This window comes from Nonomuraea sp. NPDC004186 (assembly GCF_053603495.1).
This window is the reverse complement of record NZ_JBSGFQ010000021.1, coordinates 56,966-68,810: the sequence shown is the minus strand read 5'-3', so window position 1 is coordinate 68,810 and position 11,845 is coordinate 56,966. Positions and strand designations below refer to the sequence as shown.

Here is an 11,845-nt window from a genome sequence, read left to right as displayed (position 1 = left end):
ATTCCGTCAGATCTCCACCGGCTGCACGATCCCGCGCTCCTCGCTCGGCGGCAGGAACCGGGCGATGCCCGCCTGGTAGAGGCCGGCGCCGATGAGACCGCCGATCAGCGGGGCGACGATCGGCACCCAGAAGTACAGATCGCCGTACTGATCTCGCCAGGCGGTGGCGTAGCCGGTGAGGTAGCTCGCCAGGCGCGGCCCGAAGTCGCGCGCGGGGTTGATCGCGTAGCCGGCGTCGGTGCCGAAGGACATGCCGATCCCCACGATGAGCAGGCCGACGACGACGGGCCCGAGGTTCGCGCTGGGGGCCATGTTGGCGACGTCGGACACGGCGAAGATGACGAAGAGCAGGATGGCGGTGCCGATGATCTGGTCGCGGAACCCGCCCCACATGTCCACCGGCAGCACCCCGTTGCCGGGCAGGGTCGAGAAGACGCCCTGGGTCTTGATCGTGTGCCCGGGGTCCACCATGGCCAGCACCTCGGTGTAGTTCCAGCGCACGATGAGCGCCGCGATGAAGGCCCCGGCCGTCTGCGCCAGCGCGTACGGCAGGACCTTGCCCCAGGCGAAGCCGCGGAAGACCGCGAACGCCAGCGTGACCGCCGGGTTGAGGTGCGCGCCCGTGGTCCGGCCTGCGACGTAGACGCCCAGCGTGACACCGATGCCCCACGCCCAGGCGATGCTGTCGTGGTCGCCGAGCTTGCCCGCGACCACCTGGGCGACCACGCCGACGCCGAACAGAATGAGCACCATCGTGCCGGCGAACTCGGCGATCAGCTCACCGGTCAGCCCTATCCGGTCGCGACGTCCGGCCACCGCTCCTCCTTGCGCATGAGATCGTCGTGTGCCATTCCCGATTTCGGGACATGCATACGGTACGCACGCTATGCGTCACGCAAAGTGACATCGGAGGCTGATCGCGGTCACCGGTCCCGTGGAGCGCCTACTGATCAGAGATGCTTCGCCTGAAGGTCACCAGGGCGGTTCCCGGGCCGTTGTAGCCGGGGACGGGCTCGCTGACCTCGAACCCCATGCGCCGGTGGAACGCCATGGACGTCTGGTTGACGGGCGAGGTGATGGCCTTCACGACGCGGCGGTCGTGGCGGCGGGCCAGGTCGAAGAAGCGTTCGTACATGGCGCGGGCCACGCCGCCCGTCCTGGCCTCCGGGGAGACGCCGACGAAGTGGATGTACGCCTCGTCGGGCTCGGACGGGGAGATGAAGCCGATCAGGAACCCCGCCATGCCCGCGGGGCCCTCCGCGATCAGGCTCGTGCGGTGGAAGTGGTCGAGGAAGAGCCTGGGCAGGGAGGGCAGGACCGGCCGGCCCCACCACTCGTCGACGACGGCGGCTATGGGGTCGTAGTCGGCGGGGGTGGCGGGGCGCAGCTCGTACGCGGGGGACGTCATGGGCTCCGTCACCTGACCCGCGCGGCGATGGTCCGCGCGCACTCCAGGGATTCGGTACGCGTGGTGTCCACCTCCAGGTCATAGGTCACACCCTGGTGGACCACCTCCGCCTGCAACTCCGCCATCCCCCGGACCCGGTCTCCCCGGGCGATCTCCCGGCCCGCGGCGACCGCGCTCTCGCACTTGACGCCGACCCACAGCACGTCCAGCCCGGCAAGAGCCTTCTGCCACCGCTCCTGGGAGGCGGCTCCGCCGAGGAAGACGTCGTCGATGATGACCCGGGCGCCCGCACGGACCATCGCGGCGACCCCTTCCGCCCACGCCCGGTCGAGCATCATGAACTGCGGCCCGACACTGACCCCGCCGTCCGGAGCGAACTCGATGCCCGCGTCCGATCCCTGCATGGACGCCGGCATCGCCTCGACCAGCGTGTCGACCCCGAGGGCGAGCCACGGATCCGGCAGGACCGCCTGCAGACACCGGACGATCCCGGACTTGCCCGAGCTGGAGCCGCCGTTCAACACGATCACCTGAGTAGTCACCGGCCCACGATAGGGGTGCTCCCCACCAGGCCCAAAGGCATTTTCGGGCAGAGGGCCGCCCGGACCCGGGCCCCGATGCCTACCTGCTCGTGCGGTCGCGGAGCTGGGCCAGGGAATCGACGTACTTGAGCATCAGCCGGGCGAACTCGAGCCGGTCGCCCTCGTTCCACTCGGCGGTGATGTACTCGAACGCCTCACGCTGGTGGCGGCGGAAGCGCTCCATGAGCTCCACCCCCGCCGGACTCAGCTCCAGCACGGTGCGCCGGCCGTCCTGCTGGGAAGCGGTGCGGATCAGGTAGCCCGCCTTGATGTTGTCGCTCACCATGCGGCTGGCGACCGAGGGGTCCACTGCCAGCAGCTCCGCTATCGCGCCGACGGTCACCTCCTTGTCCTGACCGGTGGTGTGCTCCAGGACCAGGTTCAGCACGAGCGTCCTGCTCAGATCCTTGGCCGAGATGGCGTTCTCGACCTCCAGCAACGAGGTGCGGCGCAACTTGGAGAAGGCCGGTCCCACGGCGTTGAGCAGGTCCTCGGCTGTCGCTGTCTCATCCATGCCCTCATCGTATCTCTGTGCAACCAGCAAGACATGTGTTGACACGAATTTATGTGCATGTCAGCATGCATGTGTCTTCACGCACCAACTACCTTCGGAGTCACCATGACCATCCTCATCACCGGCGCCCGCGGCAAGGTCGGCCAGGCCGTCATCCACCGCCTGGTCACCGCGGGCCTGCCCACCCGCGCCGGCAGCGCCGACCCCACCGGCCTGACCGCCCCGGCCGGCGTCGAGATCGCCGAGCTCAAGCTCGACCAGCCCGGCACCTTCCCCGCCGCGCTGGACGGCGTCCGCCAGGTCTTCCTCTACCCCGAGCCCGCCGGTGTCGACGCCTTCGTCAAGACCGCCCAGGCCGCCGGCGTCGAGCACGTCGTACTGCTGTCGTCCTCCTCCGTCACGGCCCCCGGCGCCGAGACCGACCCGCTGGCCTCCCACAGCCTCCAGGTCGAACGCGCCCTGACCGCCTCCGGCCTGACCTGCACCTTCCTGCGGCCGGACGCCTTCGCCAGCAACGCGCTCGGCTGGTCCTACCTCATCGGCCAGAACCAGCCGATCCAGCTCGCCTACCCCGACGCGCACATAGCGCCCATCCACTCCGACGACCTCGCCGACCTCGCCGTGGCCGCCCTGACCGGCGACGCGCTCACCGGCCGTCAGTTCACCCTCACCGGGCCGCAATCGCTCACCTTCCGCGAGCAACTGGTCATCCTGTCCGGCGCGATCGGCCGCGAGATCCCCCTCCTGCAGATCACCCGCGCCGAGGCCGAGCAGCAGATGACCCGCTGGATGTCCGCCCCCTACGCCGGCTCGCTGCTGGACCTGTGGGCCGCCGCCACCGCCGGTCCCGCCCCGATCGCCGAGACCACCCAGACGCTCCTCGGCACTCCCGCCCGCACCTTCGCCCAGTGGGCCGCGGAGAACGTCGCCGCCTTCGACGCCCGATGAGCGTCATCCACCCACGCCCCGCCCTGCTCGGGCCGGGGCTCATCCCCCTTCACCCTCATAGGAAGTCCTCATGCGCACCCCTGTGGCCCCCGCGCCTGCATCCACCTCCGCGCGCCGGCGCTGGGCCGTCCTCGCCGTCGTGCTGTTCGCCGCCATCCTCGACCTGCTGGATTCGACCATCACCAACATCGCCGCCCCCGCCATCGCCGCCGACCTGAACGGCGGACAGGCTCTCATCCAGTGGCTCGGCGCCGCCTACGCCCTGGCCATGGGGGTGCTGCTGGTGGTCGGCGGACGGCTCGGCGACAAGTACGGCCGGCGCCGCCTGTTCCTGATCGGCATCACCGGCTTCACCCTGGCCTCCATCGCCTGCGGCCTGGCCTTCGACCCGACCTCCATGGTGGCGTTCCGGCTGCTCCAAGGAGCGTTCGGCGCCCTGCTCATCCCGCAGGGCTTCGGCATCCTCGGCGCCGTCTTCCCTCGCGACCAGATCGGCACGGCCTTCAGCGTCTTCGCCCCCGCCCTGGGCCTGTCCGCCATCGGCGGCCCCATCCTCGCCGGCTTCCTCATAGACGCCGACCTGCTCGGCCTCGGCTGGCGTGCCATGTTCCTCATCAACATCGCCCTCGGCGGCCTGGCGATCGGCTGTGCCGTACGGCTGCTGCCCCCGGATCCCGGCGACCGTGCCGTCACCGTCGACGGACCCGGCTCAGCCCTGCTCGCCGTCACCATGCTCACCCTGCTGTACGGCCTGATCGACGGCTCCAGTCACGGCTGGGGCCTGCCACCGGTCATCTGCCTGGGCGCCGGGCTGGTGTCCTTCGCCCTGTTCTGCCGCCGCCAGCGCACCGCACCTCAGCCGCTCATCAAACCCTCGCTGCTGACCAACCGCGGCTTCACCTCCGGGCTGATCCTCGGCCTGGCCTTCAACGCCGCCGTCGCCGGCCTGCTGCTGGTGCTCTCCCTTCACCTGCAGAACGACCTCGGCCGCACCCCCACCGGAGCCTCCCTCGGGCTGGCGCCCGTCGCCGCCGGCATCGTGGTCGCCTCGATCACCGCGCACCGGTTCATCGCCCGGCTGGGCCGCAGGCTCATCCTCATCGGCCTGCTGCTCACCCTGACCGGCGTCCTGATACTCCTCACCGGCATCGCGCTCATCCTGCCGGTGTTCGTGATCGGCCTGGGTCTGGGCACCTGCTTCGGCACCGTCTACCAGATCACTCTCGGCGACGTCGACGCGGCCGAGTCCGGCAGCGCCAGCGGCTCGCTGTCGGCCACCCAGCAACTGGCCAACAGCCTCGGCGCCGCCGCCCTCACCACCGTCTACTTCCACGCCGGCCCGACGGTCAGCCTCGGCGTGGTGGCGGCCCTTCTGCTGGCCTCCTGCGTCCTGGTACGGCTGCTGCCACACCACGCCCAACCCCACCACTAGCTCTGCCGAGGACGGTGTGACCCGGTATGGGGCACACCGTCCTACCCATAGGTCATGCGCCGCGATGGCCCCTGCTCGTCCGCGCCCGAAGGGTTGCCCGTTGCCCGTTGCCCGTGCGGCCCGGCTGTGGATCTCGTGTCGGTGCCACGGAAACCCTCGAGCCGTCGGCACCCGCACCTTCGCCCTGACCAGCGACACCTCACGCCGCCACTGCGGCGCGGCGTGCGCGGCCCGCGCCAAGAACACCGCTCATCGCAGTCGCGGCCACACCCGATCAAGCCTTGCAGTACCGGCGCAGACCGGTCGCCGGACCTGGCCGGTGGGCGCGAATTCGACCAGGTACGGCCCTGTATGTCCGCTTCGTCGATCCGGTCGAACCGGAAGACGCCCGCCGAGGACGTGGGCGACGGGACGGATGATCACCCGTCCCCGCCCATGGTGCAGAGCTGGGCGCGGAGGGTCTCGCCGACCCACTGTTCCCAGCGCTCGCGCGTCCAGCCGCGCTCGTGCACGAACAGCAGGTACAGCTCGGGGCTGAGCAGGCCGTACAGCAGGTCGGCGGCCTCCTCCACCGACACCTCGGCCCGCGCCCCGGGTTTGCCGGCAAGCGCCCTGGCCGCGCCCTGCTGGACGACGTGCCGGGGATCGACGTCGTGCGGCCACAGCGCGGCAACCTCGGGGTCGCTCGCGACCGCCGCCTCCAGGACCCGGCCGATCGGCGCGACGCGTTCCAGGACCGAGGTCGTGCCGGCGACGTAGGCGCGCAGCATGTCCTGGGCGGTGCCCGCGGCCAGCGCCGCCACGTACCACGGCCGGTCCATCGTGGCCACCGGCTCGTCATCGCCCGCGATCGTGACGTCGACCAGCTCCTTGAGCAGCGCCCGCTTGTTGCCGAAGACGAAGTAGATCGTCTGCACCGCGACCCCGGCCTTCTCGGCGACGTCCTGCAGGTTTGTCGCGCCATATCCGTCCTGCACGAACAACTCCGATGCTGCCGCGAGGATGCGCCGGCGCGTCTCCTTCGCCTTCTCAGCCCGCTTGTTCGTCCGCTTGACATCACTCATGGCTAGAGTCTATCTCTAGATTCAGCAACTAGAAGTCAACTCTAGAGAGCAGGTACAGTCATGACGGTCATCAGCGTCACCCGCTTCCGGGCCGATCCCGCGGACGCCGAGCAGGTTCAGGCCCGGCACGCCGCCCTGGTCACCGCCATCAGAGCCACTCAGCCCGGCCTCACCGAAGCGCGCCTCGGCCGGCTGAACGACGAGACGTGGGTCGGCGTCTGGCGCTGGGACTCGGCCGCCAGCCTGCAGGCCGCCCGCCAGGCCGCGCCCGGCACCCCCGCTGCCGTCGCGGCGTTCGCAGTCGCCCGCGACGTCATGGCGGAGGACATCGAGGTTCTGGCCGAGCTCTGACCGCCTGCCCCGGCCCTCCTGCCCCGCAGCCCGGGGGGGCCGGGGTTCCCCGAACCAAGGAGGATGACATGATCGAAATCGACGCGTTGACCAAGGTCTACGGCTCGGCGCAGGTCAGGGCGGTCGACGAGGTGTCCCTGCGCATCCCCGCCGGGTCGGTCTTCGGCTTCCTGGGCCCCAACGGCGCCGGCAAGACCACCACCATCAAGATGCTGGCCGGCCTGCTGACCCCCACCTCCGGCCAGGTCCGGCTGGGCGGCTTCGACGTGACCCGGCAGCGCTCGGCCGCGATGGCACAGTTCGGCGCCGTGCTGGAAGGCTCGCGCAACGTCTACTGGAGCCTGTCGGCCTGGCAGAACCTCATGTACTTCGGCCGGCTCAAAGGCCTGCGCAAGGCCCAGGTCGCCGAGCGCGCCCGTGACCTGCTGACCGACCTGGAGCTGTGGGAGCGCCGCGACGACAAGGTCGGCGGCTTCTCGCGCGGCATGCAGCAGAAGGTCGCGATCGCCGCCGCTCTCATCGCCGACCCGCCGATCGTGCTGCTCGACGAGCCGACCCTCGGCCTCGACGTCGAGGCCACCCGCACCGTCAAGAACTGGATCACCGAGCAGGCCCGCGAGCTCGGCACCACCATCCTGATCACCACGCACCAGCTCGACGTGGCCCAGGAGCTGTGCGACCGGGTGGCCGTCATGCGCAAAGGACGGCTCATCGCCGACCTGCCCACGTACCAGCTGCTGGCGAGCTTCCGCGAACGGGACAGGTACGAGATCCGCGTCGAGGGCGCGGCGCCACCCGGGTTCGACGCCGTCACCCGAGACGGCGTCACCACGATCAGCGTGCGGGTGAGCCACCCGCACGAGGTGTACGACGTGGTCGAGCGCCTGCGCGCCCAGGGTGCCGTCCTGGAGTCGCTGACCCAGGTCCAGCCCGACCTGGAGGATGTGTTCCTCGCCCTGGTGAACGAGGCGTCCCATGCTGCTTGACGTCCTGCGCGCGGAGATCGGCAAGGGCCTGCGCATACAGCTGGCCCACCCGATCGGCCACGTCATCACCCTGCTGATCAGCACCACCATGTACCTCGGCCTGCAGTTCGTGCTCGGCCAGGGCGAGCTGCGCCAAGAGCTCCTGCCACGGACCCTGGTCGCGATCGGCGCCTACTGGTTCCTGCAGTACGCCGCATTGGTGATGGTGGCCGACCTCATCGAGGAGAAACGCGCCGGCACCTTCGCCCAGGCGCAGATGACCCCGGCGCCGCCCTGGCTGCCGATGCTCGGCCGGCTGCTCACCGCCTCGGTGTTCGGCCTGGCCGTGGCCGCGGTCGCCGCGCTCGTCCCCATACTGGTGGCCGGCATCGCGATCCCGATGCGCTGGGCGGCGCTGGTGCCGGCCCTGCTGCTCGGAGCGAACGTGCTGGCCTTCACGTTCCTGCTGGCGGCCCTCGCACTGGTCTCCCCGATGATCGGGGCGCTGCAGTCGCTGTTCACCGCACTGGTGCTGCTGCTCAACGGGTCGTTCCTGCCGCTGGCCTTCTATCCGGACTGGCTGGCGGCCCTGGCCAGGGTCCTGCCCACCACGCTGGGCATCGAGGCGCTCACCCAGACGCTGTTCCAGGACCGGACCCTGGCCGAAGCGTGGAACGGAGGCGCCCTGCCCTGGCTGCTCGCCCATACGGTCGCGCTCACCGCCGCCGGCGGGCTGCTGTTCGTCCGCAACCACCGCCGTGCCCTGCAGGAGACGGCATGATCTTCGCTCGCGGATTCGCCGCGGAAGTACGCAAGGGCCTGCTCAACCTCGTCGCCGGATGGCGCGAAGTCCTCATCCAGATGGCCACGTTCCCGCTGTTCTACCTGCTCATCGTGCTGTTCATGGGACGTGGGCAACTGCGCGCGGACCTCCTGCTCCCGGTCCTGCTCGGCATGGTGGCGCTGACCTTCATCCACGAGCAGGTCAACCGCGTGTTCTGGAGCTATCTGGGCGACATCCAGTCCGGTGTGCTGGAACAGACCTACCTGACCCCGCTGCCCTCGGCCGCGCTCATCCTCGGCCGCCAGGTCGCCGCCGTGATCTCCGCCCTGCCCACCGCTCTGGCCGTCCTGGCCACCGGCGCGGTCACCATCACCCTCCAGGGCGGGCGACTGCCCTTCGACGCGCAGGTGATCGTGCCGCTGGCCGCCATCACGCTGGGCACCTGCGGCCTGGCCCTCATCCTGTGCGGGCTGACACTGGTGCTCAAACGTATCGAGATCATCACCCAGCTGTCCGTGGCCGTCTACGCCATCGCCGGCGGCACCCTGGTCCCCCTGGCCGCCATGCCCGACCCGGTCGCCTTCCTCAGCCGGCTCGCGGTCCCCATCGCGCCCGGCATCGAGGCGATGCGGGACATCCTGCTCGGCGGGCATTCCCTGGCCGCCCTCCCGACCGGCTGGGGTCTTGGCTGGCTGCTGGTCCAGCCGCTGCTCATCACCGTCGCCGGGGTGATCCTGTTCAACCGGCTCGAGCACCTCGCCCGACGCCGCGGCACCCTCGGCCGCTACTAGGCCAAGAACCTGCGAAAGGAGCAACTGACGTGAACGTGTTCTTGTGGGTACCGCAGGCCGTCCTGGCCGCTGTCTTCGGACTGGCGGGGGTCATGCATTCCACCCTGCCCAAGGAGAGACTGCGCCCCATGCTGCCCTGGGTGGAGGACTTCACTCCCACCCGGATCCGCCTGATCGGCGTGGCCGAACTTCTCGGCGCCCTCGGCCTGATCCTGCCCGCCGCCACCGGCATCGCCCCGATCCTCACCCCGCTGGCTGCCGCCGGCCTGGCGATCACCATGCTCGGCGCCGCCGCCACCCACGTTCGCCGCGAAGAGCCTGCGGCCGTCGCCGTCAACGTCGTACTGCTCGCGCTGACCGCCTTGATCGCCTGGGGCCGCTTCTGACCGTCCATCCCACTCGAGGTCGTGAACGTCTTTCGCCGGGGCTGTTCGCCCACGATGGTCAAGATCGGCGAATGTGGTCAACCGGCTTCGCAGCGTCGCTCCGCTCCGTTCGCGACGGCCCCGCTGTCCAGGTCGGCAGTGCGATGGTGGTGAGTGCGTCAGGTCTCTTCGAGGACGTGCACCTGGGGGAGATCGCGGTGGCGGTGGTGGGCTTGGGCGATCGCGGCGAGGTTGTCGCGTCCCAGAGCGCGGTAGGCCATGGTGAGCAGCTCGTTCGCATGGTGTTCGAGTTCGGGGTCTCCCGCGCTGATCCAGTGCAGGTCACGGCCGAGGGTGAGAGCGTCGGCGGGGTGTCCGGCGGCGCAGCGGTGCCGTGCCTCGGTGAGGCGGGCTTCCCGGACGGCCGGGTCGTCGGTCAGCTCCTTCTGCAGGGTTGTGCAGAAGTCGTAGTCGTCCCATGGTCTCTGTCGGCCGCGCCTGATCGCGGTGTCACCGTCGACGAGCGCGCCGCCGCCGTCCAGGGTTTCGATCCGATCCGGGTCTCCGTGCTCGAGCAGTTCTGGGGAGTGTCCATAGGCGTTGTGGTAGTCCTCGCCCTGCTCGTCGCGGTCGCCGGTCTCGAAGGTCATCAGGATCTCGCGCAGGAGCCGTAGCCGGTGCCGTCGTGCGACCACCTCGGGGTCCATGGGATCGGCCGGCTCATCATCCTGGTCTCCGAGGTGGCGCCATCCCCATTCGAGCGTGTACCTGACCGCCTCGAGAGGGGTACGCGACGGGATGCCCACGCCGCCACCGTCGTTGTTGTAGTAGGAGGCGACTCCGGTGCAGGTGCGGCCGTCGTCGTACCAGAGCCCGAAATGCAGCCCGTCGGTGCCGCCGTGCATGAACGTGAGGAACTCGGGCGGGTCACGGTAGTAGCGGCCGTGTACTCGCACATCGATGCCGGGCCGGGAACCGCGTTCGGGATCATCGAACAGGTCCATGATCCCGTACGGGCACAGTTCCAGGTCGTCGAGGGCCTGCTTTTCGGCCGGGCCCAGGGACAGCAGGAACGCCCGAAACCGGAAGATCGAGTCGGGCAGCTGGAATCCCCAGTCGCGAGCAAGGCGCTCCTCGATCGCGGCGCGTTCCTGCTCCACCTGGGCCGCAGCAGCCGACCTCACCTGCTCCTGCGGTCGGTTCGCCGCCTTCCACACCGCGTAGTCCCGCAGTCCGGCGGCGGAACGCGATGCGGCCCGCCGACGGTCGGCCCGTTCCCACAGCGTCAGCGGCGGATCGGGCTCCCCTAATATCGCCGCCCGCAACCGCTCTTCGGTATTGGAGCGGTCGATGCCCGGGTAGCGCGACCGGCGCTCCTCCCGGGCGGCCGCAGCCGGCAGCCAGCGGCTGGGGTCGGCCGCCACTCGCCTTCTCGCCTCACCGGCCGGCAGCGGCGCGATCTCCTGATCGAACGCGCGCAACGCCACCGCCTTGCGCCGTTGCACATCGGCGTCAATCTCGGTGCACAACGCGGTGTAAGCGTCCCACTCCTGGGCCAGGTCCTCCTCCGGAAGGTCGGCACGCTCGAGGAAGAACTCGAACCTCCTCCCATACCTGAGGTCGTCGTATTGCGCCGCTATCTGCTCCCGCAGCCCCGCGAGGACCTGCCCGTCGTCCTCCTTCTCGCCGTACCACAGCACCGGTATGTCCTCGGGATGCTCTATCTGGTCCCGGTGGAGTTCCACCGCTGTTTCCCGACCGAAGATCGTCACACGCGCGGTCAACCTTTGACCGTCCACAGAGACGATCTCCGCATCAAGGCCGGCGAACGGGCCATCGACAATCCTCGCGAAGTGACGCTCCATGGTGGGACCCCAATCGGCACGGATGATCTCTGGGGCAGCATGATAGAGATCGCCACTGACATGCCGTCCCAACAAGGGCTTGCGCTCCCACCGCGCCTGCCAGAGGTGGGCCATCACTGAGCGCGGCGTGACGATGAGCGCTTGTGCCGGCAGGTGGCTGGATGCCTGCTGATCGCTACCCCTCGGGCCTGACCGACGCGCGGTAGGAGCTGATCGAGCCGTTACTGGCGAACACCGCGCCATGCGCGATCGGCCGACCCGATCCGGAAGGCACCCGGTCCGGGGCGGGCATCAGATGGCCCACCGCTTCGCCGGTCAGCGGGTGGGCTCGATGGCGCCGCAACGGGCCGGACGGCTCACGAAGCTCATCGGGGGGCTGCCCTGCTGTGTCGGCCTGTGCGAGTCACGGCTGGTTGTCGAGTGCGACGTGGTGCAGTTGTCGGCGAATGTGGTCAACCGGCTCTGGAGAGCGGCTGGAGTTGGACGCTGAGCCGCAGTTCGAGTGCTTCGGCCAGGCGTTCCAGCATGGGGATGGTGGGCATGGTGCCGCCCCCCTCGAAGCGATCCACCGCCGGTTGCTCGAGTCCTGCTCGCTCAGCGAGTTCGGCCTGAGTGAGCCCAAGTTCCTCGCGGCGGCGCCGTACGGTCTCGCCGAGTTCGAATCGAATACGGGCGGCCTCGTAGGCGGCTCCGGCGCCAGGGCAGCTCATGATCTCAGCGCGCTTGTCGGACCAGGCCTTGCGCTCAGCCATGCCGCTCACTCCTCATCTGGTACGC

At 69.7% G+C, this 11,845-nt stretch carries 14 protein-coding genes; 7 read left to right on the top strand and 7 right to left on the bottom strand.

What is annotated here, in order from left to right; genetic code table 11:
• Positions 1-6 precede the first annotated feature (6 nt).
• The 4 genes from ACWEPL_RS19375 to ACWEPL_RS19360 form a co-directional block, all read right to left on the bottom strand.
• Positions 7-816: an MIP/aquaporin family protein gene (locus ACWEPL_RS19375; RefSeq protein WP_363966048.1), complete on the bottom strand. Its 810-nt coding sequence runs from the start codon at positions 814-816 to the stop codon at positions 7-9.
• 127 nt (positions 817-943) lie between these two features.
• On the bottom strand, positions 944-1,408 hold the full coding sequence (locus tag ACWEPL_RS19370; RefSeq protein WP_363966050.1) for a GNAT family N-acetyltransferase: 465 nt from the start codon (positions 1,406-1,408) through the stop codon (positions 944-946).
• A gap of 8 nt (positions 1,409-1,416) precedes the next feature.
• Positions 1,417-1,950 (bottom strand): chloramphenicol phosphotransferase CPT, encoded by a 534-nt coding sequence (gene cpt / locus ACWEPL_RS19365; protein WP_452436980.1) that lies wholly within the window; start codon positions 1,948-1,950, stop codon positions 1,417-1,419.
• 79 nt (positions 1,951-2,029) lie between these two features.
• Complete coding sequence (locus ACWEPL_RS19360) at positions 2,030-2,503, bottom strand: MarR family winged helix-turn-helix transcriptional regulator (protein WP_452436979.1); 474 nt, start codon at positions 2,501-2,503, stop codon at positions 2,030-2,032.
• Positions 2,504-2,608: 105 nt separating this feature from the next.
• On the opposite strand from ACWEPL_RS19360, the gene ACWEPL_RS19355 reads away from it, so the two are divergent.
• Both ACWEPL_RS19355 and ACWEPL_RS19350 read left to right on the top strand, forming a co-directional pair.
• Complete coding sequence (locus ACWEPL_RS19355) at positions 2,609-3,451, top strand: NAD(P)H-binding protein (RefSeq protein WP_452436978.1); 843 nt, start codon at positions 2,609-2,611, stop codon at positions 3,449-3,451.
• 70 nt (positions 3,452-3,521) lie between these two features.
• Positions 3,522-4,883: an MFS transporter gene (locus tag ACWEPL_RS19350; protein WP_452436977.1), complete on the top strand. Its 1,362-nt coding sequence runs from the start codon at positions 3,522-3,524 to the stop codon at positions 4,881-4,883.
• 419 nt (positions 4,884-5,302) lie between these two features.
• Here ACWEPL_RS19350 and ACWEPL_RS19345 read toward each other — a convergent pair whose 3' ends face one another.
• On the bottom strand, positions 5,303-5,947 hold the full coding sequence (locus tag ACWEPL_RS19345; protein ID WP_452436976.1) for a TetR/AcrR family transcriptional regulator: 645 nt from the start codon (positions 5,945-5,947) through the stop codon (positions 5,303-5,305).
• A 60-nt stretch (positions 5,948-6,007) separates the two neighbouring features.
• Here ACWEPL_RS19345 and ACWEPL_RS19340 point away from each other — a divergent pair, with 60 nt between their 5' ends.
• From ACWEPL_RS19340 to ACWEPL_RS19320, 5 genes are all read left to right on the top strand, one after another.
• The gene (locus ACWEPL_RS19340; RefSeq protein WP_452436975.1) at positions 6,008-6,298 is read left to right on the top strand and encodes an antibiotic biosynthesis monooxygenase; all 291 of its coding nucleotides are present in this window, start codon (positions 6,008-6,010) and stop codon (positions 6,296-6,298) included.
• Between the two features lie 68 nt (positions 6,299-6,366).
• Positions 6,367-7,284: an ABC transporter ATP-binding protein gene (locus ACWEPL_RS19335; RefSeq protein ID WP_350723000.1), complete on the top strand. Its 918-nt coding sequence runs from the start codon at positions 6,367-6,369 to the stop codon at positions 7,282-7,284.
• Positions 7,274-8,044: an ABC transporter permease gene (locus ACWEPL_RS19330; protein ID WP_363966064.1), complete on the top strand. Its 771-nt coding sequence runs from the start codon at positions 7,274-7,276 to the stop codon at positions 8,042-8,044. The genes ACWEPL_RS19335 and ACWEPL_RS19330 overlap by 11 nt, the downstream gene beginning before the upstream one ends.
• Positions 8,041-8,838 carry an ABC transporter permease gene (locus ACWEPL_RS19325; protein ID WP_363966065.1) on the top strand — a complete coding sequence of 266 codons (798 nt, stop codon included), beginning with the start codon at positions 8,041-8,043 and terminating at the stop codon, positions 8,836-8,838. The genes ACWEPL_RS19330 and ACWEPL_RS19325 overlap by 4 nt, the downstream gene beginning before the upstream one ends.
• A gap of 29 nt (positions 8,839-8,867) precedes the next feature.
• A complete protein-coding gene (locus ACWEPL_RS19320) occupies positions 8,868-9,224 on the top strand; it encodes a DoxX family protein (RefSeq protein WP_452436974.1) in 357 nt (118 codons plus the stop codon).
• Positions 9,225-9,382: 158 nt separating this feature from the next.
• Here the strand turns inward: ACWEPL_RS19320 and ACWEPL_RS19315 are convergent, their stop codons facing one another.
• Both ACWEPL_RS19315 and ACWEPL_RS19310 read right to left on the bottom strand, forming a co-directional pair.
• Positions 9,383-11,068, bottom strand: a complete 1,686-nt coding sequence (locus ACWEPL_RS19315; protein ID WP_452436973.1) for a hypothetical protein — start codon at positions 11,066-11,068, stop codon at positions 9,383-9,385.
• A gap of 452 nt (positions 11,069-11,520) precedes the next feature.
• Entirely contained in the window at positions 11,521-11,820 is a 300-nt protein-coding gene (locus ACWEPL_RS19310) for a helix-turn-helix domain-containing protein (protein WP_452436972.1), read from the bottom strand.
• Positions 11,821-11,845 lie beyond the last annotated feature (25 nt).